26 protein-coding genes and 1 riboswitch are annotated in these 24,770 nt (G+C 69.4%); of the genes, 13 read left to right on the top strand and 13 right to left on the bottom strand.

The genetic code is table 11. The features are described 5' to 3' along the window. Positions 1-2: 2 nt before the first annotated feature. The 9 genes from QJS31_RS05610 to QJS31_RS05570 form a co-directional block, all read right to left on the bottom strand. Positions 3-1,214, bottom strand: a complete 1,212-nt coding sequence (locus QJS31_RS05610) for a glycosyltransferase 87 family protein (protein WP_306356084.1) — start codon at positions 1,212-1,214, stop codon at positions 3-5. 114 nt (positions 1,215-1,328) lie between these two features. Beyond that, the gene (locus QJS31_RS05605) at positions 1,329-3,371 is read right to left on the bottom strand and encodes a M3 family metallopeptidase (RefSeq protein WP_282779205.1); all 2,043 of its coding nucleotides are present in this window, start codon (positions 3,369-3,371) and stop codon (positions 1,329-1,331) included. A 53-nt stretch (positions 3,372-3,424) separates the two neighbouring features. After that, positions 3,425-3,751, bottom strand: coding sequence for a hypothetical protein (locus tag QJS31_RS05600; protein ID WP_306356083.1), 327 nt, complete (start codon positions 3,749-3,751; stop codon positions 3,425-3,427). Between the two features lie 29 nt (positions 3,752-3,780). Further along, entirely contained in the window at positions 3,781-4,083 is a 303-nt protein-coding gene (locus QJS31_RS05595) for a hypothetical protein (protein WP_282779207.1), read from the bottom strand. 74 nt (positions 4,084-4,157) lie between these two features. Beyond that, on the bottom strand, positions 4,158-5,381 hold the full coding sequence (locus QJS31_RS05590) for a hypothetical protein (protein WP_282779209.1): 1,224 nt from the start codon (positions 5,379-5,381) through the stop codon (positions 4,158-4,160). A gap of 41 nt (positions 5,382-5,422) precedes the next feature. After that, positions 5,423-6,019, bottom strand: coding sequence for an alpha/beta hydrolase family protein (locus QJS31_RS05585; protein WP_306356082.1), 597 nt, complete (start codon positions 6,017-6,019; stop codon positions 5,423-5,425). A gap of 45 nt (positions 6,020-6,064) precedes the next feature. Next, on the bottom strand, positions 6,065-8,539 hold the full coding sequence (locus QJS31_RS05580) for an ATP-binding cassette domain-containing protein (RefSeq protein WP_306356081.1): 2,475 nt from the start codon (positions 8,537-8,539) through the stop codon (positions 6,065-6,067). Then, on the bottom strand, positions 8,536-9,513 hold the full coding sequence (locus QJS31_RS05575; RefSeq protein WP_306356080.1) for an ABC transporter permease: 978 nt from the start codon (positions 9,511-9,513) through the stop codon (positions 8,536-8,538). Before QJS31_RS05575 ends, QJS31_RS05580 begins: the two co-directional genes overlap by 4 nt. Before the next feature lie 2 nt (positions 9,514-9,515). Beyond that, positions 9,516-11,111: an ABC transporter substrate-binding protein gene (locus tag QJS31_RS05570; RefSeq protein ID WP_306356079.1), complete on the bottom strand. Its 1,596-nt coding sequence runs from the start codon at positions 11,109-11,111 to the stop codon at positions 9,516-9,518. A gap of 37 nt (positions 11,112-11,148) precedes the next feature. Beyond that, a riboswitch (cobalamin riboswitch) is annotated at positions 11,149-11,275 on the bottom strand. 170 nt (positions 11,276-11,445) lie between these two features. Here QJS31_RS05570 and QJS31_RS05565 point away from each other — a divergent pair. The 4 genes from QJS31_RS05565 to QJS31_RS05550 are packed head-to-tail and all read left to right on the top strand — an operon-like array spanning position 11,446 to position 14,999. Beyond that, entirely contained in the window at positions 11,446-12,051 is a 606-nt protein-coding gene (locus QJS31_RS05565; RefSeq protein WP_372341489.1) for an ABC transporter permease, read from the top strand. After that, positions 12,044-13,273 carry an ABC transporter ATP-binding protein gene (locus tag QJS31_RS05560; protein ID WP_306356078.1) on the top strand — a complete coding sequence of 410 codons (1,230 nt, stop codon included), beginning with the start codon at positions 12,044-12,046 and terminating at the stop codon, positions 13,271-13,273. The genes QJS31_RS05565 and QJS31_RS05560 overlap by 8 nt, the downstream gene beginning before the upstream one ends. Continuing rightward, the gene (locus QJS31_RS05555) at positions 13,270-14,019 is read left to right on the top strand and encodes an ABC transporter permease (RefSeq protein WP_282777944.1); all 750 of its coding nucleotides are present in this window, start codon (positions 13,270-13,272) and stop codon (positions 14,017-14,019) included. Before QJS31_RS05560 ends, QJS31_RS05555 begins: the two co-directional genes overlap by 4 nt. A 47-nt stretch (positions 14,020-14,066) precedes the next feature. Then, complete coding sequence (locus tag QJS31_RS05550) at positions 14,067-14,999, top strand: glycine betaine ABC transporter substrate-binding protein (RefSeq protein ID WP_282777952.1); 933 nt, start codon at positions 14,067-14,069, stop codon at positions 14,997-14,999. 1 nt (position 15,000) lies between these two features. Here QJS31_RS05550 and QJS31_RS05545 read toward each other — a convergent pair whose 3' ends face one another. Then, the gene (locus QJS31_RS05545; protein WP_306356077.1) at positions 15,001-16,590 is read right to left on the bottom strand and encodes an alpha/beta hydrolase; all 1,590 of its coding nucleotides are present in this window, start codon (positions 16,588-16,590) and stop codon (positions 15,001-15,003) included. A gap of 73 nt (positions 16,591-16,663) precedes the next feature. Further along, positions 16,664-16,924 carry a metal-sensitive transcriptional regulator gene (locus QJS31_RS05540; protein ID WP_029931973.1) on the bottom strand — a complete coding sequence of 87 codons (261 nt, stop codon included), beginning with the start codon at positions 16,922-16,924 and terminating at the stop codon, positions 16,664-16,666. 127 nt (positions 16,925-17,051) lie between these two features. Between QJS31_RS05540 and QJS31_RS05535 the strand changes: the two genes are divergently transcribed. The 7 genes from QJS31_RS05535 to putP all read left to right on the top strand — a co-directional run bounded on the left by QJS31_RS05535 (position 17,052) and on the right by putP (position 21,747). After that, complete coding sequence (locus QJS31_RS05535) at positions 17,052-17,441, top strand: carboxymuconolactone decarboxylase family protein (protein WP_143979922.1); 390 nt, start codon at positions 17,052-17,054, stop codon at positions 17,439-17,441. 24 nt (positions 17,442-17,465) lie between these two features. Continuing rightward, a complete protein-coding gene (locus tag QJS31_RS05530; protein ID WP_186000733.1) occupies positions 17,466-17,627 on the top strand; it encodes a hypothetical protein in 162 nt (53 codons plus the stop codon). A gap of 15 nt (positions 17,628-17,642) precedes the next feature. Beyond that, on the top strand, positions 17,643-18,041 hold the full coding sequence (locus tag QJS31_RS05525) for a DUF302 domain-containing protein (protein WP_306356076.1): 399 nt from the start codon (positions 17,643-17,645) through the stop codon (positions 18,039-18,041). Between the two features lie 95 nt (positions 18,042-18,136). After that, complete coding sequence (locus QJS31_RS05520) at positions 18,137-18,526, top strand: YbaB/EbfC family nucleoid-associated protein (RefSeq protein WP_282777935.1); 390 nt, start codon at positions 18,137-18,139, stop codon at positions 18,524-18,526. A 165-nt stretch (positions 18,527-18,691) separates the two neighbouring features. Then, positions 18,692-19,723 carry a hypothetical protein gene (locus QJS31_RS05515; protein WP_306356075.1) on the top strand — a complete coding sequence of 344 codons (1,032 nt, stop codon included), beginning with the start codon at positions 18,692-18,694 and terminating at the stop codon, positions 19,721-19,723. Between the two features lie 14 nt (positions 19,724-19,737). Further along, positions 19,738-20,022: a hypothetical protein gene (locus QJS31_RS05510; RefSeq protein ID WP_282777930.1), complete on the top strand. Its 285-nt coding sequence runs from the start codon at positions 19,738-19,740 to the stop codon at positions 20,020-20,022. A 219-nt stretch (positions 20,023-20,241) separates the two neighbouring features. Then, complete coding sequence (putP, locus tag QJS31_RS05505; protein ID WP_306356074.1) at positions 20,242-21,747, top strand: sodium/proline symporter PutP; 1,506 nt, start codon at positions 20,242-20,244, stop codon at positions 21,745-21,747. 78 nt (positions 21,748-21,825) lie between these two features. Here putP and QJS31_RS05500 read toward each other — a convergent pair whose 3' ends face one another. Then, complete coding sequence (locus QJS31_RS05500; RefSeq protein ID WP_306356073.1) at positions 21,826-22,281, bottom strand: MarR family winged helix-turn-helix transcriptional regulator; 456 nt, start codon at positions 22,279-22,281, stop codon at positions 21,826-21,828. 83 nt (positions 22,282-22,364) lie between these two features. Between QJS31_RS05500 and QJS31_RS05495 the strand changes: the two genes are divergently transcribed. Continuing rightward, positions 22,365-22,778, top strand: coding sequence for a hypothetical protein (locus QJS31_RS05495; RefSeq protein WP_306356072.1), 414 nt, complete (start codon positions 22,365-22,367; stop codon positions 22,776-22,778). Further along, positions 22,778-23,161: a hypothetical protein gene (locus tag QJS31_RS05490; protein ID WP_282777922.1), complete on the top strand. Its 384-nt coding sequence runs from the start codon at positions 22,778-22,780 to the stop codon at positions 23,159-23,161. Before QJS31_RS05495 ends, QJS31_RS05490 begins: the two co-directional genes overlap by 1 nt. Before the next feature lie 12 nt (positions 23,162-23,173). Here the strand turns inward: QJS31_RS05490 and QJS31_RS05485 are convergent, their stop codons facing one another. Further along, positions 23,174-24,733: a DASS family sodium-coupled anion symporter gene (locus tag QJS31_RS05485; RefSeq protein WP_306356071.1), complete on the bottom strand. Its 1,560-nt coding sequence runs from the start codon at positions 24,731-24,733 to the stop codon at positions 23,174-23,176. Positions 24,734-24,770: the final 37 nt, after the last annotated feature.

Below are 24,770 nucleotides of genomic sequence, written 5' to 3'. Positions count from 1 at the left end.
CGCTACCGGGCGGGCGTCAGCTCGGGTGCGGTGACGGCGGCGGGCAGCGACCGCCGCCGGGTGGCCACCAGGAACAGCGTCACCAGCAGCAGGCTCCACCAGATGTAGGTATTGCCGATGAAGTGCTGCCAGGGCGTCCAGGTCGTCTCGCGGTGCTCTCCGTCCGGCAGCCAGTTCTGCGGACCGATCACGTAGATCGCGGCCGTGACGGCGGCCGCCGCGTACCAGCCGATCCCCTGCCGCCACGGCAGTCGCGTCGCGTATCCGACCATGGCGAGCAGGGCCGGGGCGATCCAGATCCAATGGTGCGACCACGAGATCGGCGAGACCAGCAGCGTGAACACCGCGTTGACGGCCAGCAGCAGCGGCGGGAAGCCCACGGCCCGGCGCATGGCCACCACCACCAGCACCAGCAGCGCCGCCGCGATCGCCAACCACAGGATGGTGGACAGCGGTTTGTGCACCGAGAGCCGGGTCAGCACCGCCTGGATCGACTGATTGGTATGGAACGCCGACCCGCTGAGCCCGGAGGCATTGCCCAGCCCGCCGAACCAGTAGTCGATCGAACTCCGGGGCAGCACCAGGAAGGTGACCGCGGTCGCGGCGGCCCCCGTGACCGCGGCGGTGACGGCGGCGCGGTAATCGCGGCGGATGAGGAAGTAGAGCACGAAGGCGGCCGGGGTCAATTTGACCGCGGCGGCGACGCCGATCAGCACGCCGCGCCGCCAACGCGGCTTCTCCACCAGGCAGTCGGCCGCCACCAGCGCCATCAGCAGCAGGTTGACCTGGCCGAAGTCCAGCGTCGAGCGGGCCGGTTCCAGCAGCAGCGCCAGCGGGGTCGCGCACGCGGTGACGAAGACGGCGAGCCGACGGCGCTCCGCGCCCGGCCAGATCCGCCGGCCGACCACGTAGAGCGTGACCGCCAGCGCGGCCACCGAGGTCACGAAGAAGGCCACGGCCGCCACCGGCCAGGGCACCAGCGCGAACGGCATGAGCACCAGCGCGGCGAAGGGCGGATAGATGAACGGCAGCCCGATGCCGATGGTGGTCTGCGGCAACTGCCCGTACAGGTCACCGCCGCGCCGCAGCGTATCGATGCCCAGCCGGTACACCTGGAGGTCGATGAAGCCGCCGCTGATCTCCTTGAACGGCCAGACCGAGGCCGTCAGGCACAATGCGGCCAGGGCCGCGCACAGCAGCGGGAGGAGCCACATGACCGGCCTAGAGCGGCGGTCCGGTGACTTCGACACGGCAACAGCGGTGGAACAACTCATCCGCGGCGACTATACCGGCGATACCCGCCCGATATGAACCCGCGCGTGGGCGGCTCAGGCGGTCAGGCCGCGTCGGACCAGCAGTGGTTCGACCTCGGGCGCGCGGCCGCGGAAGGCCGCGAAGGCGGTGAGCGGATCGACCGAGCCGCCGCGCGAGAGCAGTTCCCGGCGGAAGGTCGCGCCCTTGTCCCGGATCGGGGCGGCACCGTCGGCGAACCATTCCACGGTGTCGGCGTCGAGCACCTCGCTCCAGACGTAGGAGTAGTAGCCCGCCGCATAGCCCCCGGCGAAGATGTGGGCGAAATAACCGGTGCGGTAGCGCGGCGGAATGGCGGCGAGCGCGATACCGGCCGTGCGCAGCGCCTCCTGCTCGAATGCCTCGGCATCGGTCGGGGCGTCGGCGGCGGCGATACGGTGCCAGGCCCAGTCCAGCAGCGCGGCGGCCAGGTACTCGACGGTGCGGAAGCCCTCGCCGAAGCGTTCGGCGGCGGCCATCCGCTCGACCAGCTCGGCGGGCATCGGCGCGCCGGTCTCGACATGTCTGGCGTAGTGGGGCAGCACCGCCGGATGCGACATCCACATCTCGTTCACCTGCGACGGGAACTCGACGAAATCGCGCGGCACCTCGGTGCCGGCGAAGAACGGATAGCGCACGTTCGAGAACAGCCCGTGCAGCGCGTGCCCGAACTCGTGGAAGAGGGTGCGGACATTGTCCCAGGTGAGCAGGGCCGGTTCCGACTCCGGCGGCTTCACGATATTGAGATTGTTGACCACCACCGGCCGCTGTCCCAGCAGCGCCGACTGGCCGACCAGTTCGTTCATCCACGCGCCGCCGCGTTTGGACGGGCGGGTGAAGAAGTCGCCGAGGAACAGCCCCAGCGGTGCGCCATCGGCATCGAAGACCTCGAAGACCCGGACCTCGGGGTGGTAGCCGACCAGATCCTTCCGCTCCCGCAGGGTGATGCCGTAGACCTGTTCGGCGGCGAAGAACACGCCGTCGAAGAGCACGCGTTCCAGTTCGAAGTACGAGCGCAGCGCCTCGGCATCCACCGAGAAGCGTTCGGCGCGTACCTTTTCCGACCAGAACTGCCAATCCCAGGAGCGCAGTTCGGCGTCGGCACCGACTTCCGCCCGCATGGCTGCGGTGAGTTCGTCGGCCTCACGCTCGGCATTGGCGACCGCGGGCGGGACCAGGCGGGTGAGCATATCCTCCACCGCCGCGACGGTTTTCGCGGTCTGGTCGGCGACCGCGTAGGCGGCGTGGTCGCGGTAGCCGAGCAGCGTCGCCCGCTCGGCCCGCAGCGCGGCCATGCGCGCCGCGAGCGCGGCGTTGTCACCATTGCCATCGAAGCCGCGCCCCAGCGAGGCGGCCATGACGCGCTGCCGCACCTCCCGGTCGGCCAGTTGCGCCAGCACCGGCTGATTGGAGACATTCTGCAGGCTCAATGCCCACTTGCCCTGGTGCCCGAGCGATTCGGCGAGTTCGGCCGCGGCGGCGACGGCCGTGGGCGCGAGCCCGGACAGTTGTGTCTCGCTGTCGAGGATCAGCGTAGCGGCATTGGCGGCCGCCAGGTTTCGCTGTCCGAATTCCGTTGCCGCCGCAGCGAGTTCGGCATTGATTTCACGAAGCCTGGCCTGGCCCGCCGCATCCAGCCGGGCGCCCGCGCGAACGAATCGAATGTGGTACTGCTCCAGCAGCCGTGCCTGTTCGGCGTCCAGATCGAGTTCGTCGCGCCGCTCGTACAGCGCTTCGACGCGGGCGAACAGGGCCGGGTCCAGGTGGATGGCGTCCCGGTGCGCCGCCAGCCGCGGCGAGATGTCCGCCTCGATGGCCTCGATCCGTTCGGTGGAGTCGGCGGAGGCGATATTGAAGAACACATTCGACACGCGGGTCAGCAGGGCACCCGAGCGTTCCAGGGCCTCGATCGTATTCACGAAGGTCGGTTCCGCACCGGTGGCGGTGATGGCCGCGACCTCGGCCAGCTGCTCGGACATTCCCCGTTCGAACGCGGGCAGGTAGTGCTCGTCGGCGATCTCCGCGAAGACGGGGAGTTCGTACGGAAGCGGGCTGCGCTCGAAGAACGGGTTGATCGTCATGGCGCAACCTTATGCGGCGCGCCCGACAGGCGGCGCCGCGGCCGGAACGCGGCTCAGCCCCGATCACCGAGGGTGAAGGCGGCGCTGCGTCCGCGACCGTCGAGCCTGCCGTCGCCCCAGCTGGCGCTGCCGTAGGCGTCGACCTCGATGGCGTAGTCACCGTCGGGGAGGACGGGCAGGCGCAGCACGGCCGCGGTGCGGCGGCCGTCCACGAGTTCCAGGTACCGCCGCGTTGCGTCGGTACCCAAGGGCACCAGGAAGATTCGCGTGTATTCGAACTTGACGCGGGCGTCCCCGGCGGGTGACCAGGTGATCTCCGCCGTATCGCGGCCCGTGACCGCGACCGTCACCCGCAGGGCCGCCACGGCCCGCTCCCTCACGACGACTTCCCGGTGCCGGACGCGGGTGTTCAGGCCCGCCGGTCGACCGCGACCCAGGCGGCCAGCGCCACCGCGCTCGACACCACCGCCACCGACGGCCAGGCCCCGATCTTCTTCGCCAGCGGATGCGAGGCCCCCATGGCCCCGATCGCCATCCCGGTCAACGCCGCCGCACCCCCGGCACCGGCGGTCTTGTACCACTGCGGCACCGCCGCGAGGGTCCCCGCCGCGAACACCGCCCCACCCAACTGCCGCTGCTTGGTCGCCTGCGCGAGCGCGAAACCACCGGTGAGCCCACCGGCCGCGAGCAACGACGTGGGAATCCGAGCCATCAGCACAACCTCCACCAGAGTTCGAACAATGCCCTTCGACAGTACTCGCGGCACGCGGGCGGATATCACCGCCGTCAGTCGATACGCGCGCAGGCTCGCAGCCGCGCCATGGTCTGCGCGTCGGGATGGTCCACGACGCGGTAGCGGGTCGGGTGGATACCCTCGACCGGCCGCAGATCGACTGCGTCGGCGAGGGTTTCCCAGGGCAGGCCGAATGTCTCGCCGGTGTCGACATCGGTGAGGGTGACGGTGTGCGCCCGTGGCAGCAGGGTCGGCACCGTATCGGTCCACGCCGCGAGGGTCGTCTCGCTGCCGTCCGGCTTGCGGGCGTGCATGAGCTGTGCCGCACGATCCTCGGTCAGGCCCGCGGCGAGATCGGCCCGCAGGTATTCGTACTGCTGTGTGTACACCTGGGCGGCGAGCGTCGACTCCGCGGAACGGATCTCCCGCCACGCCGGGTGACCCCGCTCGACGCGATACGGGACCAATGCTCCCGCCGCATCGACCGTGTAGGGAACGGGCGACACCGGCCGCACCGCGTTGTCGAACAGCTCCCGGGCAACGGACAGCAGCCGCAGCACATGTTGGTCGGAGAACTCCGCGCCGACCAGCACGCCGACGTTCTCGGCGACGAAGACGATCGGCCGTGCACCGGCTTTCGCGCCGATCCCGGCCAGCCAGCCCTCCACCAGCGGCAGCGAACCGGCGTACAGGTCGCCGTCGGTATCGGGCAGGTGCATCATGCCGCCCTGCGTCCCCGGGTCGTAGCGGGCGAGGGTGTCGAAGGCCAGTTCCGCCAGATTGCCTCGGGCGGCGGCGAATACGGTGTCGGCATCCACACCCCATTCGGCGAGCTGAGCCGGATGGACATTCTGCATCGACGTCGGCTGGTCGATGACCACGTACTCCATCAGGCACGGCAGCACAGGTCGCCACAGCTTGTGGTCGGCCACCCGCTGCCCCTCGACCCGCATATCCAGGCCGCCCGCCTGTCGGAGCAGCGGCCGTAGCCGCGGCATCCACTCCTCGTGCGTCGCGTTCGCACCGTATTCCGGTGTGATCGAGACGAATTCGAACAGCAGTCGCGCGGCCTCCGTCGGCGTGGCCCCACGACACCGCCGGTAGGCGGCGGTCAAATCGATGCGCCCCCGCATCCCGTCCTGCGTGCGGAACTCGATCTCGAACCGACCGGCATTGAATCGCGCCTCCACCACGCCGGGCCGCGCGCGCACCATGGACAGTGCCTGTTCCCCGAATTGTTTGCGCTTGGAACCGAATACCCCACCCAGAAAGCTCATATCCGGGAATCTACGGGATGCGACCGACCAGTTGCCTCTGGTCAGTGGGCGCGGAGGGCGTCGAGGATCATGGGGCGGGCCGTGGCGAGGGCCTGCTGCCAGTAGGGCCAGACGTGGGTGCCCTGGACGAAGTCGAAGCGGGCGGGGATGCCGAGGGCTGCGAGGCGGTCGTGGAAGGTGCGGGCGGCGGTCTGGGTCATGGCCTCCAGGGCCATGGCATTGGCGGTATTGCCGAGGCCGTAGCCGATATCGGGCAGGCCGGGGACACCGTTGCCGGTGGAGATGTACATCGGTAGCCCGCGCAGCCGTTCGGCCTGCACCGTGGCGTCATTGCGCCGCCAGGCGGGATCGCCCGCCGGACCCCACATGTCGTCGACGTTGAAACGGCCCTCATCCCACATCGCCGCTCGCATGGCTTCGTGCCACAGCGGGAAGGTCGGATTCACGAACCCCGAGAAGCTGCCCGCGAAGCGGAACTGGTCGCGGTGGTAAGCCGCCAGGACGAGTGCGGCATTGCCGCCCATGGAAGCGCCGACGATGCCGTTGTTGGTGCGGGATACGCCGTACCGCGCCAGAAAAGCGGGCAGCTCCCGCGTCAGGAAGGTTTCCCACCGGTAGGTCAGCCGCTGGCCAGCCATCCCCCCTTGGGGACGCTACTCCTACGTGACGAATCCTGCTGTGGCTCAGTGTGATTTATCGGATGGCGCAAGTGGGAACGCCTCCGGGGACACCATCGACGGCGATATCGCGCCACCGTCCGCACCGTGCTCCGGGAGCTCCAGCACCCGATCGGCCAGCCGGTCGATGACGGCTTCCTGATGACTGATCACGATGAGCGCCAGCCCCTCTCGCCGCAGCCGCTCGAGCAGGTCGAGCACGGTGTCCCGGGACGACGGGTCCAGCGACGAGGTGATCTCGTCGCAGATCAGCACGCGCGGTGCGGCGGCCAGCGCGCGGGCGATGGCGGCGCGCTGCTGTTGACCGCCCGAAAGGTGTTCCGGCCGTCGCAGGCCCAGCCCCGCGTCGAGCCCGACACCGGCGAGCAGCTCGCGGGTCCGTTGTCCGGCGGCGGCATCGTCGAGTCCGTGCAGCAGTCGTAGCGGCCGACCGATCTGCGCACCGATGCGGTAGGCCGGATTGAGCGAGGTGGCCGGATTCTGGAAGACCAGCTGAACCGCGCGCCGATGCTCGGTCGGCCGCCGGTCGACGCGCGGGTGCAAGGGGGACCCGTCGAGTTCGACCACACCCCGCACCGGCGCGTGCAGACCCGCCAATGCCCGTGCCACCGTGGTCTTTCCGGCCCCGGACCGCCCCGTCACGGCAAGGCACTCCCCCGCGCGCAGCTCGAACGACAACCCCTCCGCCACAGGGCGGAAGCCCCCACGCCGCCCATGTCCGACCGTGAGCCCGTCCACCCGCAGCACCGGCGCGGCCGCACCGGCGCACCGCGCCCCCGATACCGAGCCGCCCACACCGCCGGGCGTCGCGGATTCGCCGGCACACGGAGAGCCGGATGCGCCATTTCTCGGCGGCGGCGACACGCGTCCGTGCGTCACCGGTGGCACCGATCGCCCCGCGTCCAGCTCCAGCACGTCGTCGATGAGCGGTGCGACCGAGGTGCGGTCGTGGGTGATCACGAGCAGGGTGCTCGTGCGGTCGCGGCGGATGCGAAGCAGCGTGTCCACCAACCGATCCCGCGTGCGCGCGTCCAGCCCCGTGGTCGGCTCGTCGAGGACCAGCAGGGCGGGGTCGCCGATCATGGCCATGGCCAGCAGCACCCGCTGCTGCTGACCGCCGGACAGCTCGTGCGGGAAGCGGCGCTGGAAGGCGCGGTCGGCAGGCAGTTCGACGCGGAGCAGCGCCGCGGCCACACTCGCGGCGATGTCGGATTCGCCGTGCCGCCCGGCGATGTCGCGCAGGACGCTGCCGATCCGTAGCGCCGGGTTGAGGCCGGTCGCCGGATCCTGCGGCACGTATCCCACGGCGCGGCGCTGCCCGTTCTCGCCGAGCCCGACCGCGCCGGAGGCCGTCAGGCCGTCCGGGAGCGCGCCGAGCAGCGCCAGCGCGAAGGTGGTCTTGCCCGCGCCGGAGGGACCGACCACGGCCAAGCCGCTTCCCGCGGGCACGTGCACCGAGATATCCTCCAGCACAGCGTTTCCGGCGGCATCGCGAACATCGAGCCCGGCCACCGTCAACCCCGGTCCGGCCACCGGTACCACGTCACGCGACCCCCGTTGCCGCTGTCCCGCCCGGCGCCCGCCCGCCGTCCGCACGTCCACGTGCCGCTCTTCCGCCCGGCGCACACCCGCCGCGCGCACGCCCCCCTGTCGTATCCCGGCGCGCCGCACACCCGCCGACCACGTTCCCACCGTCCGCGCGGACCCGAGCGCCCGGTCGGTGACCATGTTGACCGACACCACCAGCACCATGATCAGCAGCGCGGGTGCCAGCACCGCCCACGGCTGCATCCCGAAGCCGGGCCGGTTCTCGGTGATCATGAGCGCCCAATCCGCGGACGGCGGCCGCAGCCCCAAACCCAGGAATCCGCTCACCGCGACCATGGAGATGCTGGCCGACATGCGGACTCCGGCGTCGGCCAGCACCACGGACCGGAGATTGGGCAGCACTTCGACCAGCGCGAGCCGCCACAGCGGTTCGCCCCGCGCCCGCGCCGATTCCAGATAGCCGGTGGCGGCGACCTCCATCGTGCCGGTGCGCACGATGCGGATGATCCACGGCACCGACGCCAGGGCCGTGGTCACCACGATCGCGGCCGGTCCCGCACCCATGGCGGTGGCGATCACCGCGAGCAGCAGGAACCAGGGAATCACCACGATGGCGTCCACGGGCCGCATGATCCAGCCGTCCACCGCCCGGCGCAGCCCCGCGATCAGCCCCAGCCCGAGCCCCAGCGCATAGGCGACCACGAGAGCCAGCCCAGCGATGGACAACAGCGGCAGTCCGCCGTGCAACACCCGCGAGAGCACATCGCGGCCCACCACATCCGTGCCGAGCGGATGACTCCCCGACGGCCCCTGAAACGGCGGCGCGACGGCCGCGGTCGGCCCGTACGGCGCGAGAACCGGCCCGAGCAGCACCACCAACAGCACCGCCAGCGTGACGAACAGCCAGCCGGAACGAATCACCCTAGGATTCATGAAGATTCCCCCGCGACGGTCAGGTGCCGCACCTTCGGACTCACCAGCAGGGTGAGCAGATCCGCGACCAGATGGACCCCGATGCCGACGCCGGCCAGCAGCACGGCCGCCGACTGCACGAACGGGAAGTCCCGCACCTCGATGGCGCGCAGCAGTTCCTGGGACAGGCCCGGGTAGCTGAACAGCGTTTCCACCACGGCGATTCCGCCGATCAGCCCGACCACCGATCCGGCGAGCGGTTGAATCGACGCCGACACCGCATTGGGCGCGACATGCCGCAGCAGCAGCCCCGGCCCGCGAATGCCGTTGAGCCGCGCCGTCCGAACGAAAGGCCGGGATATGACCTCCGCGGTCTGCGCCCGCACCAGCCGCACCGGATGCGGCGAGAGTCCGATCAGCAGGCACAGCACCGGCAGCACCAGAATTTCCGGGCGGCTCCACGGGCTCGTGCCGGTCGGCAGCAGCGATACCGCCGGCAGCAGCCGCAGCGACAGCGATACGGTCGCCACCAGCAGGACGCCGAAAACGAAGGACGGCACCGATTCCGCGGCCAGGGCCGCCGTGCTGATCAGCCGATCGGTGCGCGACCCGACCCGCGCTCCCGCCAGCAGCCCGAGTGTCAAGGCGAGCGGAATCAGCAGCGCGACGGTGATGGCCGCCAGGGTGGCGCTATTGGCCACCCGGCCGAGCAGCACCTCGTCCACCGGCCGTCCCGAGATGAGCGAGGTCCCGAAGTCACCGCGGACGAAGCCGGTCAGCCACGCCACGAAGCGCACCGGCGCGGGCCGGTCCAGCCCGAGTTCGGTGCGCACCGCGGCCAACTGCTCCGGGGTGGGGTCACCGCCGCCGGTGCGCGACAGCTTCACCGTGGCCGCATCCGAATCCAGCGATTCGAACAGGCCGAACACCGCGAGCGCGACGGCGAGCAGCACTCCGAGGCCGCCGCCGACGCGCCGTGCCAGGTAGCCGAGCATGCCTAGGTGGCGAGCCAGGTGGTGGCGTAGTTGGCCCAGTCATCGGTGCCGGGCACGCCGTCGCGCACGCCACCGACGTAGTTCTTGGCCGCGTCGGGACGTTTGGCGAAGCTGTGCAGGATGTAGCCACCCTCGTTCCAGAGCTCTTCCTGGAGTTCGCGATACAGCGCCGCGCGCCGCTGCGGATCCATGGCGGCACGGGCCTGCGCGAAGGTGGCGTCCCACTCGGGCCGCCGCCAGCCGGTGCCATTGCTCGGTGAGCCGCTGGTCATGGTCTGGCCGTAGAAGTAGTCGAGACTGTAGTTCCACCAACCGATATGCGACAGCGGCGCTTTTCCGCTGACCTGCGAGAAATAGGTGTCGGCCGGCACCGACTCCAGGTTGATGGTGATGCCCGCGGCCTTGGCCTGCTCGGCGAAGAGTGTGGCCGATTCGAGCATGCCCGGTGTGCCGTCGGCGGTGGGCAGGGTGACGGTCAGATTCTCCTTGCCCGCCGCGCGCAGCAGTTCTCGCGCACGGTCCGGATCGTAGGAGCGCTGCGGCAGTCCGTCGTGGTAGAACGGCGCGCCCTTGCCGTAGATGTCGTTGCCGACCTCGGCGTAGCCGTAGTACACCGCGTCGACCATGGCCTGCCGGTCCACCGCCAGACGCATCGCCTGCCGCACCCGCACATCGTCGAAAGGCGGTGTGTCCACCCGCATCTGGAACGCGCCCATCAGTCCGGCGGGCGGCACCACCACGGTGGTGTCGGGATCGCTGGACAGCGTGCGCGCCTGGAGGTACGAGATCTCGTGCACCACATCGGCTTCCCCGGACAGGAAGGCGTTAACCCGCGCCTCGGTCTCCGCGATCTGGATGATCTCCACCTCGTCGAGCAGGGGACGCCCGTCCCAGTAGCGTTCGTTGCGGCGCAGCAGCGTCCGGTCGCCGGGAGACCAGCGTTCCAGCGCGAACGGACCGGTGCCCACCGGCAGTACGGAGCCGTCGATGACGCCGGTGCCGTCCTTGACGATGTAGCAGTACCAGCCCGCCAGCACCGAACCGAAGTCGGCCAGCGGGGTTTTCATCGCCACCAGCACCTCGAGGTCGCCCGCGGCGCGGCTGCGGGACATGTCGACCACCGAGAGGTCACCGGAGGACTTCTTGGCCGGATCCAGCATGCGTTCGAAACTCCACAGCACATCCCGCGAGGTCAGCGGCGTACCATCGCTGAAGACCACCCCGGGGCGCAGCCGGATCCGCCACTGGCTGCCGTCGGCGTTGGGTTCCAGCGACTCCGCGAGCCGGTAGCGCAGGGTCAGGTCGTTGTTGTACGCGACCAGCTTGTCCCACACGTTCTTCGAGACCGCGCCGCCCGCCGAACTCCCCGCCTGGTGCGGATCGAGTACGTCGGAGGTCGCGGAGCGGCCCGCGATCACCGACCGCAGCCGCCCGCCCGGGCGCGGCGGTCCATCCGGTGCGCCCGCCGGACCGCTCTCAGTGCCGCAGCCCGTGAGCATGCCGGTGCCGCCCAGCGCGACCGCGCCGAGTGCGCCCATGCCGCCGAGCAGAAAACGCCGGCGACCGAAGCCGGGCCGGGCTGATGTGTAGTTGTTCATTGCCATCCTCGTGGGTGTGATCCCGTACCGCTGGCGCAGGTATCCTGGCTCCCGGATCGATGCTCTCCACCGGCCTTCCAACCTGGGCAGGTCGTGGCCGTACTCGGCGGATCGCTCCTCGGTGACAGTTGCGGGACAGCCCCGGATTCGCACCGGTGTTCCCTGCGTCGGGTCAGACCATACCGTTCGGTCAATCGGCGTCGGTGCGACGGTGCCCGGCGAAATCCCCGGGCGTCGCGGTTTCCCCACTATGCTCGGCCGCGACACCGACCAGTGGGAGGGGTGAGCACTGGACACCCTGTGGAGCTATATCGTCGACCATCGCCATCAGCTGATGACGGATTCGTATCTGCACGTCTCCGCGGTGGTGCAGGCCATCGCCATCGCCTCGGTGGTGGCGGTGCTGATCGGGGCGCTGGTGCACCGCAGCCCGCTGGGGTCGGCGGCGGCGACCGCCACCGCGAGCATCATCCTGACCATTCCGTCGTTCGCACTGCTCGGGATACTGATTCCCGTTCTGGGCCTTGGTGTTCCGCCCACCATCACCGCGCTGGTGCTGTACGCGCTGCTGCCGATCCTGCGCAACACCATCGTCGGGCTGTCCGCGGTGGATCCGGCGGTGACCGATGCCGCGCGCGGCGTGGGGATGAACCGGCTGCGGGTGCTGGCCCGCATCGAACTGCCGCTGGCCTGGCCCGCCATCCTCGCGGGCATGCGGGTCAGCACCCAGATGATCATGGGGATTCTCGCCATCGCCGCCTACGCCAAAGGTCCCGGCCTGGGCAATCTCATCTTCTCGGGACTGGCCCGGCTGGGCACGCCGACGGCGGTGCCGCAGGCGCTCACCGGCACGGTGCTCATCGTGGTCCTGGCCCTGCTGCTCGACGCACTCCTCGTCCTCACCGGGCGACTGACCACATCCGGGGGTATCCGTGCCTGACACCAGCAGCGCCGAACCGGCCGTCTCCGGGGCCGAGATCGTGCTCGATGCCGTCACCAAACACTATCCGGGGCAGCGTGATCCGGCGGTGGACCGGGTCTCGATGACCATTCCGGCCGGTGAGACCGTGGTACTGGTGGGGCCGTCGGGCTGCGGCAAGACCACCACCATGCGCATGATCAACCGGCTCATCGAACCCAGCTCGGGCACCATCACCATCGACGGGCGCGACACCGCGGCGGTGAACCCGGACCGGCTGCGCCGCGGTATCGGTTACTCCATCCAGCAGGCCGGACTGTTCCCGCATCTCACGGTGGCGCGGAATGTGGCCACCGTACCCGGCCTGATCGGCTGGGACCGCACCCGCATCGCCGAGCGCGTCGACGAAATGCTCGATCTGGTGGGACTCGACCCGGACACCTTCCGGGACCGCTATCCGCGCCAGCTGTCGGGCGGTCAGCAGCAGCGGGTCGGAGTGGCGCGGGCGCTGGCCGCCGATCCGCCGGTACTGCTCATGGACGAGCCGTTCGGCGCGGTCGACCCCATCACCCGCGGCCTGCTCCAGGACGAATTGCTGCGGCTGCAAGCCGAATTGCGCAAAACCATCGTCTTCGTCACCCACGACTTCAACGAGGCGGTCAAGCTCGGCGACCGTATCGCGGTGCTGGGCAACCGATCCCGCATTCTGCAATACGACACCCCGGCCGCGATCCTGGCCGAACCGGCCGACGAGACCGTGGCCGGGTTCGTGGGCGCGGACGCGGCGCTCAAACAGCTCACCCTCACCCGGGTCGCGGACGTCGAGCTGGGCGACTGCCCCACCGTGGTGGAGAGTTCCTCGGTCGACCTGCTGCGCGAGACCCTCACCAGGGGTCAGCGCGACTTCGGCCTGATTCTCGACGACCACAGCCGCCCGCTGCGCTGGGTCACCCTCCCCCAGCTCGCGCACGCGACCTCACTGCGGGAGGCGGGAACGCCGGTGGGCGAGGCGGTTTCGCTGCGGTCCACCTTGCAGGAGGCACTGGAGGCGCTGCTCGCGGACAGCACCGCCAATGCCGTCGTCACCGGCCGCCGGGGCGCCTACGCCGGTCTGATCACCATCGACACGCTGGTCGCGCACCTGTCCGCCATCCGGACCGCGCACGCCCGCGCGGACGCGGGAGATCACGCCAGCGCGGACGCGGGAGATCACGCCAGCGCGGACGCGGGAGATTCGGCGTGACCGCGCGGGCCGAACGGCGCGCCGACCGCATCCGGCTCGTGGCGCAACCGCTGCTCGCGGTGCTGCTGAGCGCGGGAGTCCTGGTGTGGGCCTTCGCGCGCGACCTCACGGCCACACAGCGGGCCAGCCTCACCGCCGACAATATCGCCACCGTCACCCGACAGCACGTGCTCATCACCGTCACCGTGGTCGCGATCGTCGTCGTGATCGCCGTACCGCTGGGCACCCTGCTCACCCGCCCCCGATTCCGGCGTCTCACACCGCTGTTCGTCGGTCTGGCGAATATCGGCGCGGCGGCCCCGGCCATCGGCCTCATCGTGCTGTTCTACCTGATCACCCGCACCACCGGCTTCTGGATCGGGGTCGCCCCCATCGTGCTGTTGTCACTGCTCCCGGTGCTGCGCAATACCATCCTGGGCTACGACGAGGTCGATCCGGCGATCGTCGACGCGGGTCGCGGGCAGGGCATGTCGGCGGCGACGGTGCTGCGGCGCATCGAATTCCCGCTCGCCGTGCCCTACATTCTGGCGGGACTGCGCACCTCGCTGGTGCTGGCGGTGGGCACCGCCACCCTGTCGTTCCTGGTGAGCGCGGGCGGGCTGGGCATCCTCATCGACACCGGCTACAAGCTGCGCGACAATGTGACGCTCTGGGTGGGCGCGCTGCTGACGGTGGCGCTCGCCCTGCTCATCGACTGGCTGGGGGCGCTGGCCGAGCGGTTCCTCGGCCCGAGGGGGTTGCGGTGAACGGTCGGATCCGGCGCGGCTGCACGGCCGTGCTGCTCGCCATCGGAATGCTGGCGGCGGCCTGCGGCCTGGAGGCGGGCAGCGCGGTGCCGCTGCGCGTCGAGCCCGGCTCGGTTCAGCCGGTTCCCGCACTGGACGGGGTGTCGATCACGGTCGGCTCCAAGGACTTCACCGAGCAGATCGTGCTCGGGTACCTCATCGAGTTCGCGCTCTCGGCGGCCGGGGCACAGGTGCGCGACCTCACCAATATCGTCGGCTCCAACAGTCTGCGCGCCGCGCAGGAGCGCGGGCAGATCGATATCGCCTACGACTACACCGGGACGGGCTGGATCAACTACCTGGGCAACGAGACCCCGGTGCCGGGGTCCCGGGAGCAGTTCGAGGCGGTGCGCGACGCCGATCTGGCCGCACACGGAATGGTCTGGGCGGCAATGGCTCCCATGAACAACACCTATGCCATCGCGACCAGCGCCCGCACGGCCGAGGAGACCGGGGTGCGGACCCTGTCCGACTACGCGGCGCTGGTCGCCGCCGATCCGGCCGCCGCCGCCACCTGTGTCGGCACCGAATTCAATGTGCGCCAGGACGGTTTCCCGGGCATGACGCGCACCTACGGTATCGACGCCGGTCGGGTGCCGAAGCAGATCGTGCAGGACGCGCTGGTCTACCAGGCCGTCGCCGATGCCCGCCAGTGCCGCTTCGGCTCCGTCGCCGCCACCGACGGGCGTATTCCCGCACTGGATCTGCGACTGCTCACCGACGATCGCGGCTTCTTCCCGACATACAATGCGGCCCTGGTGATGCGGGAGGATTTCGCCACGGCGCATCCGGAGGTGATCGAGGTGCTGACCCCGATCTCGCGGCTGCTCACCAACGAGACCATCACCGAATTGAACCGGCAGGTGGATGTGGAGGGTCGCGAACCGGCGCGGGTGGCGCGCGAGTGGATGGCGGAGCGGGGATTCGTCACCATCGGATGAGTCAGGCCGGATCGAACGGCGACCGGTCCATCTCGCATCGGGTGTCCACCGGAGGCAGCTCGCCGGTGAACAGATACTCCCGCTTCACCCGTTCGGCACAGGTGCTGGGCACGTACATGCTGCTGTGGCCCGTCCCCTCGACCACCACCACGCGGGCGTCGGCCAGTTGCGCGGCTCCCGCGTACGCGCCCGCCAGCGGTGTGGCCGGGTCGAATCGGCTGTTGAGCACCAGGATGGGGGCGGCGGTCCGGCGGTTCCAGGAGCCGGTGTAGCGGTCGGCGTCCTGTGCCTGCCAGAACGCGCAGGCCATCATGTCGAAGACGCCGATGCGGCCGAAGTACGGCACCCGTCGGTCCTCGGTGACGGCGGCGCGGCTGTACACCGCGAGATCGGTGGGCACCGTGCTGTCGACGCACTGGGTCGTGAAGAACGCCTCCGTGCGATTGCCGGTGTAGTTCGCCCCGCCGGAGACCGGCGCGATGCCCGGCAGACCGAACACCGCGTCGAACAGCGACTGCAGCAGTTCGGCCAGCTCGGGATAGGTGGACGGGCGCGAAAGGTCCGACGCCGCGTTGACGATGGCGGAGTACGTCCAGGTGTACCCGTTCAGCTGGATGGGCGCGAAGCGCGCCCGTTCGGCGATCAACCGCCACTTGAGTCCGGGGAACCCGGCGGAGAAGGCGCAATTCGGTCCCGCCTGCGCGCACTGCCGCAGGAAGGCGTCGAAGGTCTCCGCGATACCGGTGGCAACGTCCTGGCGGGCGTCCAGCGGCATGGTGGTCCCCTGGGTCCCGTGGCCGGTGACGCTGCCCTGGAAGTCCATGGATCCGTCGAACGCCATGGCCCGAACACGTCCGGGGAACATGTTGGCGTAGGTGGCGCCGAGCAGGGTGCCGTAGGAGATGCCGTGGTAGGTCAGTCGCGGGTCACCGACGGCCCGCCGCAGCAGTTCCAGGTCCCGCGCGGTGTTGGCGGTCGAGGCGTGGCGCAGTATCGGACCCGCCGATCGCGCACAGCGCTCGGCGAATTCCCGGTTGTAGGAATAGAATTCGGCCTCGCCAGCCGGATCTCCGGGCATAGCCGGGAACGCCCCCAGAAATGCCAGCTGCGCATCGGTATTCGGAAAGCACCGAGCCGCCGCGCTGCGCGCCACCGCCCGCGGATCCCATGAGACGATGTCGAAGCGCGCCCGCAGCTCCGCGGAGAACAGCCACGGCCAGCGAGCCCGTTCCCGCAGCCGATCGACGCCGGACGCGCCGGGACCGCCGAAATTGACGAACAGGGTGCCGATTCGGGCATTCGGATCGGCGGCGGGCAGTTTGATCACGGCCAGCTCGATGCCCTCGTCCCGCGGACGGTGGTAGTCCAGCGGCACCGCCGCGCTCGCGCACTCGAACCCGTCACCGCAGTCGTTCCAGCGCAGCACCGGTGTTGCCGCCGCCTCGGCCAGCTCGTCGACATGGTTGTCGACGGCGTCGGCCGCGGCGGGCACGGGCACCGCACCCAGCCCGGCCAGCACCGCCGCGAGGGCGACTAGCCACGGAAATCTGCTGCGCCCCAACCGCGAAACCACACCGAGCCTTCCGAACACCGAACGACACCTGCCCGGACCACCCTGCCACAGCGTGCGCGATGACGGGAATCCCGCTGGCGACCGGTCGAACTCAGGCCAGGGAGAGGAAGAGCTTCTCCATCTTCTTGGTGTCGACGCTGTCCGGGCCGCCGGTGGTCAGGCAGTGCTGCAGGCCGGTGGCCACCAGCGCGTAGCCGCTGCGGCTGAGCGCCTTGTTGACGGCGGCGAGCTGGGTGAGGACGTCCTCACATTCCGCGCCCTCCTCCATCATGCGGATGACGCTGGCCAAATGGCCGTGGGCGCGCTTCATCCGGGTGAGCACGGCCCTGGTGTCCTCGGGCTCTAGTCGCATGGGTCCATCTCCTTCGGCTGATCGGCCGAATCGCGGCCGGACTCGTTCATTGTATATCCCCCCAGGGGGATGTACGCTGGGTCTCGTATCCCCCCAGGGGGATAAGTGAGAGCCGAAAGGAACACCGATGTCACCTGTCACCGAGCACACGTCCCGGCACGGCACGGCGGTACTGCGCGAACTGTCCCCACAGCACCGTGAGCTGCGCCGCAGCATTCCCGAGGTCTACAAGGGCTTCGGCGAGCTGAGCAAGGCGGCGTTCGCGCCGGGGGCGCTGGACCGCAAGACCAAGGAACTCATCGCCTTCGCCATCGGCGTGGTGGAGGGCTGCGACGGCTGCATCGCCTCGCACGGGCAGGCCGCGGCCCGCGCCGGAGCCACCCGGCAGGAGGCCGCCGAGGCCATCGGCGTCACCTTCCTCATGCACGGCGGACCCGCCACCATCCACGGCGCCCGCGCCTACGAAGCCTTCTGCGAATTCGCCGACGCGGTCGACAACGGCGACGGCCCGGCATGACCCACCACGGAAAGGTAATCCCGCATGTGTAGCCCCGTCCGCTGCCGAACCTGCGGCAAGACCACCTGGTCCGGCTGCGGCCACCATGTCGCGCAGGTCCGCGCCGCGGTCCCCGCCGACCAGTGGTGCCCCGGCCACCAGACCGATACCGACCGAGGCTGGCTGCGCCGCCTCCGCAACCGATAGCGAGCAGGTGACGAGATGAAGACGAACCCGGAACTGTCTACCACCCTGCACACCTCCTTCGCCGATGCCGTCGAACGCACCCGAACGGCCCTGTCGCAGCAGGGTTTCGGAGTGCTCACCGAAATCGACGTCCGCGCCACCATGAAGGCCAAGCTCGACGTCGACATGGAGGACTACCTCATCCTCGGCGCGTGCAATCCCCCACTGGCCAACCGCGCCCTCGACGGCGAGCGCCGCATCGGCCTGCTGCTCCCCTGCAATGTCGTGGTCCGCGGCACCGGACCCGACACCGTGCTGGTGGAGGTAGCGGACCCGCGCATGATGGCGGATCTCGCCGACGCACCCGCCCTCGAGGACGTGGCCGACGAGGCCACCGACCGGCTGCGCGCCGCCATCACGGCACTCGGCGACTGAGCGTCCGCTCGCCGCCGCACGCGTGCGGTGCTCCCCACACTGGGAAGAACCGACAATGGCAGCGAACGAACCGGATCGCGAGACGAGGAGATGCGATGGACAGTGCGGAACGAGTAGACCTGCGCTCACCCGCCGATTCGGCGCGCGAGCAGATCGATCAGGTCGTCGGCGCACTCGGCGAGCAACAGGCACGGCTCGCCGACATCCATCAGCGGCTGAACACGCTGCGCTGCACCGCCGAGTCGGCGGACGGCCTGGTGGAGGTCACCGTGGACGCCTCCGGTGTACTCACCGACGTGCGCTTCGGCGCCGACGCCCGGCGAATCTCCCTGGAACAGCTGGGCACCGCCGTCGCGGCGGCCGGCCGCGAGGCGTCCAAGCGCGCCCAGGCGCGCACCTGGGAACTGATGGCCTCCTTCACACCGCCCCCCGGCCAGCTCCCCTCCCCGGCCGCCGCGGTCCCCGGCGCACCGAGCTTCGGGTAGGAGGCCCCGACACGCGTTGCCCGCCGACCCAACTCTTCCTGCCGATCCACTCTTCCCCGTAATGGGAATACCGTAATCGGTGCATCCCGCCGTCATCTCGGATGATCACCAGGCGGCGTGACGACTCACGTCGGTTGACCGATGCCGGGTGCGGGGAGCGATGGGATGAGTGGGTTGCTCTCCCGGCTGGGACAGCAGATCTTGCAGCGGATCAGCACGGCGCTCCAGAGCGGAGCCAATCAGGCCGCCGCCCCGCCCATGCGCGATGCCGCCGGCGAACTGCGCGCGACCGGCTCGAACGCCGTGGGGGCCGATCGGCACAGCGTGCGAGCCGTGGAGGGGCACTTTCCTTCCGAATCTCCACGGCACGTCCCCGACACGCCACCTGCCACGGCAACCGGCTACCGGCCGAGCCGCGAAGAACTGGAGATGCGGCGTGGCCTGTCGGGGCCGGATCCGGGACGGCGGGTCGACTCGCTGCACGGACCCGACGCCACGCTGGGGAACGATCTCGAGCGGGGTCAGCGCGAAAAGCAGGTCTACCGTGCCGAATCGAGCGATGGCAGCCGCTATGTAGTGAAGCCGTTCACCGGCGAGATACGAACACGCGCCTGCATTCCGGCTGGCGGGGGCGCTCAGGGCGCACGGGAGGTCGCGACATATCGGGTGGACCACCTGCTCGGCTGGGATCTCGTTCCCCCGGCAGGGATCGCCGACAATGCCGCGGACTTCGGCCCCAGCGCGGTAATGAAGTTCGTGGAATCGGACGAGGCTCGCAGCCTGGAGGACTACGACATCGTCGACCGGCATCGAATGGCGGTGCTCGACTACATCACGGGCAATACCGACAGGCATGCGGGCAATTACCGGACGGTTGTCGAGTCGGATCGAATCCGCCCCGTGGCGATCGACCACTCGCTGACGTTCCCGGAGTATCGAGATACGGAATTCGGTATACGGTCCGACTTCATCTCGCACTACATGAACGACCGAGGACCCGATGCCCCGAGCGACGGCTCGCTGCATTCCGACGTTCTGCGGGACGTCCGCGCGTTGCACCCCGATCAGCTGCGGTCCAATCTCGGGGATCTCGGCCTGAGCGACGACGCCATCAAGGGGGCCGTCGATCGCCTGGTCGAGATCCAGCAGGACGGTAAGATCACCGGAAGAGAATGGCGGCCAGGCATAATCGTTTAGGAAATCGAAGCCGTATGGACGAACATCTACCGACCCTTGTCGCGATATACGATCTCGGCTCCTGGGATCCCCGGCGCGTGGCCGAGTTCCGTCTGACCGAGACCGGTACGGCGGCACTCACGTTCACGACACCCGGGGGATGCGCTCTCGCCGAGCAATGGCATCGATCCGGTATCGAGATCCGCGGTACGGGCAGGTACGTGCACCCCGACGACGGACCCGGGTTCATGCGCGCGCTGCTGCAACCCTTCGGCATGAGCTACTACGACATCGTCGACGAATCCGACGGTCAGCGGTAGCACGGCGGAGCGCCGATCGAACTCACCCCCCGGACGCACCGGCGCGGACCGCGTGAAAATCGACCGGCATGGAAATCCCGGGGAGTCGCCACCCTGCGGCGTGATCATCGTCTACCGTGATCCGACAAGTCGGGCATCAGCTGTCGGGCACACCCGTTCCGGCGCGGTGCCGTACGTTCTCGCGGCCACAAGCCGCTGCGGACCCGGGAGGTGCCCGTCATGGTCGAATTGGACGCGGTCACGCTGACCACGTTCGTCATCTATCTGGTGGCGATGGTGGCGATCGGGGTGTGGGTGTATCGCCGTACGGCGACGCTCGCCGATTTCGCCCTGGGCGGCCGGAAACTCAACGCTCCCACGGCCGCACTGTCGGCACAGGCCAGTGATATGTCCGGCTGGCTGCTGCTCGGACTGCCCGGGGCCGTGTACGCGGCCGGGATCGGCGCCACCTGGATCGCCGTCGGGCTGGCGGTGGGCACCTATCTCAACTGGTTGTTCGTCGCACCGCGCTTGCGCACCTACACCGAGCGGGCCGGTAACGCGGTGAGCCTGTCCTCGTATTTCGAGGCTCGGTTCGAGGACCGCACGCGGCTGTTGCGGGTGGTGTCGGCACTGGTGATCCTGGTGTTCTTCACGGTGTACGTGGCCAGCGGACTGGTCGCCGGGGGCGTGCTGTTCGAGGAGGTGTTCGGCGTCGACTCGACGCTGGCCATCACGGTCGCGGTGCTGGTGATCGTCCTGTACGCCTTCCTGGGCGGTTTTCTCGCGGTGAGCTTCACCGATGTGGTGCAGGGCCTGCTGATGTTCTTCGCCCTGGTGCTGGTGCCCATTGTCGCCGTCGCCGGCTTCGGCGGATTCGGCGCGGTGCGAGACGCGTTGCGGGACAAGACGCCCGACCTGCTGGATATGGGCGCGGAGGCGAGTTTCGCCGACGGCGTCTGGGGTGACGGCGGTTCGCTCGGATTCGTGGCCATCGTGTCGCTGCTCGCCTGGGGGCTCGGCTATTTCGGCCAGCCGCATATTCTGGCGCGGTTCATGGGCATTCGCAGCGCCGACGACGTGCCCACCGCCCGCCGCATCGGAATGAGTTGGGTGCTCATCACGCTCACGGCCGCCTGCCTGGTCGGCCTGATCGGCGTGGTGGCGCTCGATGAGCCGCTGGACAATCCCGAGACGGTGTTCATCGCGCTCACCCAGCAGGAGTTGGCGCCCTGGATCGCCGGTCTGGTGCTGGCCGCGGTGCTGGCGGCCATCATGTCCACCGCCGACAGCCAGCTGCTGGTCTCCTCCACCGCCCTGACCGAGGACTTCTACCACGCCTTCCTCAACCGCGATGCCTCCGAACGAGTCCTGGTGTGGGTGGGCCGCGCGGCCGTGGTCGCGGTCGCTGTCGTGGCCTATGTGATGGCGCTCAGCGGCGGCGCGGTCCTCGATATCGTGGCGTACGCCTGGGCGGGATTCGGCGCGGCCTTCGGCCCGGTCATCCTGCTGTCGCTGTACTGGCCGCGCATGACGGCCGCCGGCGCGATGGCGGGCATTCTCGGCGGCGCGATCACCGTCGTGGTCTGGCGCCAGGTCGACGCCCTGGCCGATACCGGCTGGTACGAGATCGTGCCGGGCTGGATCGTCGCCACCGCCGCCGCCCTCCTCTGCGGCCGCTTCATCGGCAGTCCGCCGGAACGCGCCTGGGAGGGCACGACCGGCGAACCCGCCCCCGCCCGCTAGGCCGTCCACACGGCCTCGACCGGCGGAAATCCGTGCGGCACCGGGCAATCCGGCTACCGCAGCAGCGACGTATCGGAATCAGGCCGGGTCACATGATGGATCGTGCGCACGGAACAGCCGCTCGACCATGGCGTGGAACTGCCGCCGCTCCTCCGGGGTGAACGGAGCCAGGAAGTCGGCCTGCGCGGTGGCGAGTTCGGCCACCGCCTGCTCCAGGGTGCGCGCCCCCGCCTCGGTCACCGCCACCAGGAAGCGCCTGCGGTCGTGTTCGTCGCGCTCCCGGCGCGCGTAACCGATCGATTCGAGTCGGTCGAGCACGCCGACCATCGTGGTGCGGTCCAGTCCCGCGGTCTCGGCCAACTCCCGCTGCGACATCGCCCGAGCGGCGGCGAAACCGAGTACGCGGAGGTCCCGGGCGCTCAGATCCCATCGCCGCAGCAGGATCTCGGTGCGCTCCCGCAGGAATTCGCCGAGTCGCAGCATGAGATAACCGGTCGACGAGGTGACCAGCTCCGAGGGGGATGCGGAAGCCATGGCATCACCTTACGCCGCTCTTGCGAGCCTACTGACAGTCACCTAGCCTGATTGTCAGCACTACTGATGAATTGGAGTACGATGTGACCGAACGATCATCCGGCGAGAGAGCCCTGCGGGTAGCGCTGATAACGATGGGCCTCGTCACCGCGACCCCGGCCGCGGCCCTGCTGAATGTGTACGCGCTGGAGTGGACCTACCGGGTCACCGACCCGGACCCCATGACTCTCGCCCTGCTGCAGCACCGCGGCATGCTGCAACTCCTCCTCGGCGCGGCACTGGTGTGGGCCGCGTTCCAGCCCTCCGTCCGCCTGGGCACGGCCGTGGCCGCTGTCACCGGCAAATCGGTCTTCCTGCTGCTGATCCTCCCCAACCCGGCCATCCGCGGCGATCTCGCGATGTTCAGCATCGTGTTCGATCTGCTGTGCATCGCCGCACTGACCGGTGTGGCGATCCGGTACTACCGTCCCCGACGCACGATCGGCGCGATCGCCTGATGGGCGGCGTGCTGCTGATCGCGGGCCGCTTGGCCGCCGTCACCGTCAGCCTCCCCACCCTTCTCTACCTCTTCCTGCAGAATCGATTCCACGCGGCCAACCTGTTCCTCTGGCCCGATCTGGTGTTGTGCGCATGGCTGATCACCGCCGCACTGCTGCCTCGACGACATGCGGTCCCGGCGCTCGGCTTCGGTTTCGCGTTCGCCGCCGGCGTGATCGCGACGGCCGTGTCCTCCTACCTCACCCGCGGCGCGTTCAACGTGTTCACCGCCCTGATCGCGGCGCTATGCGTCGCCATGGGACTGACGTTCGCCTGGCATCGTCGCGACCGGAGCCGCACTCCCCCGCGCGCTACGGCCCCGGCGGTCACCGCAGGCTCGTGAGGACGACCGGGGTCAGAGGTCGACGCCCAGGATCGGTCCGGCGAGGGTGAACATGGCCAGGGTGATCAAGACCATGCCTATCACGTTGAGACCGATTCCGGCCCTGATCATCTGGCCGATGCGGATATGTCCCGAACCGAAGACCACGGCGTTGGGCGGAGTGGCCACCGGCAGCATGAAGGCCGATGTCGCGGCCAGCGCCACGGGGACCGCGAGCAGCATCGGGTCCAGGCCGAGGCCGCCCGCCACGCCGATGATGATCGGGAGGAAGGTGGCGGTGGTGGCGGTGTTGCTGGTCAACTCGGTGAGCAGCAGCACCAGGCCGGTGACCACGGCGACCAGCAGCAGGATCGGTATGCCGCCGAGCCCGGACACCTGATCGCCGATCCAGGTGCCTAATCCGGTCACCCGGATCTGGTTGGCCAGCGACAGCCCGCCGCCGAAAAGCAGCAGAATGCCCCAGGGGATGCCCTTGGCCGTCTCCCAGTCCAGCAGGCGTTCGCCGCGGCCGACCGGAACGATGAACAGGGCGATGGCCATCACGATGGCGATCACCTCGTCACCGATGCGGGTCAAGAATGGCAAGGTGTCGCGCAGCGCGTCGATTCCGTTGGAGCCGAACAATGTCGGGATGAGGATCCAGGCCAGCGCGGTGGTCACGAACACCACCAGCACCGTGATCTCCCCGCGCGACATCGGCCCCAGTTCGCGGTACTGCTCGTCGATGGCCTCACGACCGCCGGGTATCTCGGACATGCGCGGCGGAAATACCAAGCGGGTCAATACGATCCAGGCCAGCACCAGGAACACCGCGGCGATCGGCACCCCGAACAGCATCCACTGGCCGAACGAGATGGCTATGCCCTCCTCGGCCAAATTCGACACCAGCAGACCGTTGGGCGGGGTGCCGATGATCGTCCCCAGCGAGCCGATCGACGCCGCGTAGGCGATACCGAGCATGAGTGCCGCGGCGAAGTTGGGATCGCCGTCCCCGTCACCCAGCCGGGTGGTCAGCACGATCACCGACAGTCCGATGGGCAGCATCATGACGGCGGTCGCGGTATTGCTCACCCACATCGACAGAAAGGCTGTGGCCAGCATGAATCCCGCGATGAGCGACACCGGCCGGGTGCCCACCGCACGGATGGTCCGCAAGGCGATGCGGCGGTGCAGTCCCCACTTCTGCATGGCCGCCGCCAGCAGGAAGCCGCCCAGGAACAGGAAGATGATCTTGTCGGCGTAGGGGGCGGCGGCGCCGAGCACATCACCGGTGGTCGCGTCGTCCCCGACGGCATCCAGCCCCCGCGTTCCCATCGGCGCGACATTCAGCAGTGGGAACGCCACCAGCGGTACCAGCGCCGTAGCGGGCAGCGGCAATGCCTCGGTCATCCACCACACGGCCATGAGCACGGCCACCGCCGCGGTCGACCGGGCGGGCGTCCCGAGCGAATCGGGCAGGACCCAGTACACGATCACGGCCAGGATCACGCCGAGGCCGAGGCCGATCCAACGTCGCGAGGCCGCGCCGCTGGAATCGTCCACGACGACCGCGGAATCAGTGGAATGTGACATAGCCCACCTCTCAACGCGCTGTGTCCGTGACGGTACC

Origin of the sequence: Nocardia sp. CC213A, from assembly GCF_030766805.1 — a bacterium.
In the GTDB taxonomy this organism is placed as follows: domain Bacteria; phylum Actinomycetota; class Actinomycetes; order Mycobacteriales; family Mycobacteriaceae; genus Nocardia; species Nocardia otitidiscaviarum.
The sequence above is the reverse complement of the archived record's forward strand: the minus strand, read 5'-3'. Positions and strand labels throughout refer to the sequence as shown.

Excerpts from the sequence above, each read along its gene's own strand:
- QJS31_RS05520 (WP_282777935.1), top strand. The coding sequence starts at position 18,137 with ATGGACAGTGCGGAACGAGTAGACCTGCGCTCACCCGCCGATTCGGCG.
- QJS31_RS05610 (WP_306356084.1), bottom strand. The coding sequence starts at position 1,214 with ATGTGGCTCCTCCCGCTGCTGTGCGCGGCCCTGGCCGCATTGTGCCTG.
- QJS31_RS05530 (WP_186000733.1), top strand. The coding sequence starts at position 17,466 with ATGTGTAGCCCCGTCCGCTGCCGAACCTGCGGCAAGACCACCTGGTCC.
- QJS31_RS05485 (WP_306356071.1), bottom strand. The coding sequence starts at position 24,733 with ATGTCACATTCCACTGATTCCGCGGTCGTCGTGGACGATTCCAGCGGC.
- putP (WP_306356074.1), top strand. The coding sequence starts at position 20,242 with ATGGTCGAATTGGACGCGGTCACGCTGACCACGTTCGTCATCTATCTG.
- QJS31_RS05515 (WP_306356075.1), top strand. The coding sequence starts at position 18,692 with ATGAGTGGGTTGCTCTCCCGGCTGGGACAGCAGATCTTGCAGCGGATC.
- QJS31_RS05595 (WP_282779207.1), bottom strand. The coding sequence starts at position 4,083 with ATGGCTCGGATTCCCACGTCGTTGCTCGCGGCCGGTGGGCTCACCGGT.
- QJS31_RS05535 (WP_143979922.1), top strand. The coding sequence starts at position 17,052 with ATGTCACCTGTCACCGAGCACACGTCCCGGCACGGCACGGCGGTACTG.
- QJS31_RS05490 (WP_282777922.1), top strand. The coding sequence starts at position 22,778 with ATGGGCGGCGTGCTGCTGATCGCGGGCCGCTTGGCCGCCGTCACCGTC.
- QJS31_RS05575 (WP_306356080.1), bottom strand. The coding sequence starts at position 9,513 with ATGCTCGGCTACCTGGCACGGCGCGTCGGCGGCGGCCTCGGAGTGCTG.
- QJS31_RS05565 (WP_372341489.1), top strand. The coding sequence starts at position 11,446 with ATGACGGATTCGTATCTGCACGTCTCCGCGGTGGTGCAGGCCATCGCC.
- QJS31_RS05590 (WP_282779209.1), bottom strand. The coding sequence starts at position 5,381 with ATGAGCTTTCTGGGTGGGGTATTCGGTTCCAAGCGCAAACAATTCGGG.
- QJS31_RS05605 (WP_282779205.1), bottom strand. The coding sequence starts at position 3,371 with ATGACGATCAACCCGTTCTTCGAGCGCAGCCCGCTTCCGTACGAACTC.
- QJS31_RS05585 (WP_306356082.1), bottom strand. The coding sequence starts at position 6,019 with ATGGCTGGCCAGCGGCTGACCTACCGGTGGGAAACCTTCCTGACGCGG.
- QJS31_RS05525 (WP_306356076.1), top strand. The coding sequence starts at position 17,643 with ATGAAGACGAACCCGGAACTGTCTACCACCCTGCACACCTCCTTCGCC.
- QJS31_RS05540 (WP_029931973.1), bottom strand. The coding sequence starts at position 16,924 with ATGCGACTAGAGCCCGAGGACACCAGGGCCGTGCTCACCCGGATGAAG.
- QJS31_RS05580 (WP_306356081.1), bottom strand. The coding sequence starts at position 8,539 with ATGAATCCTAGGGTGATTCGTTCCGGCTGGCTGTTCGTCACGCTGGCG.
- QJS31_RS05500 (WP_306356073.1), bottom strand. The coding sequence starts at position 22,281 with ATGGCTTCCGCATCCCCCTCGGAGCTGGTCACCTCGTCGACCGGTTAT.
- QJS31_RS05570 (WP_306356079.1), bottom strand. The coding sequence starts at position 11,111 with ATGAACAACTACACATCAGCCCGGCCCGGCTTCGGTCGCCGGCGTTTT.
- QJS31_RS05510 (WP_282777930.1), top strand. The coding sequence starts at position 19,738 with ATGGACGAACATCTACCGACCCTTGTCGCGATATACGATCTCGGCTCC.
- QJS31_RS05550 (WP_282777952.1), top strand. The coding sequence starts at position 14,067 with ATGCTGGCGGCGGCCTGCGGCCTGGAGGCGGGCAGCGCGGTGCCGCTG.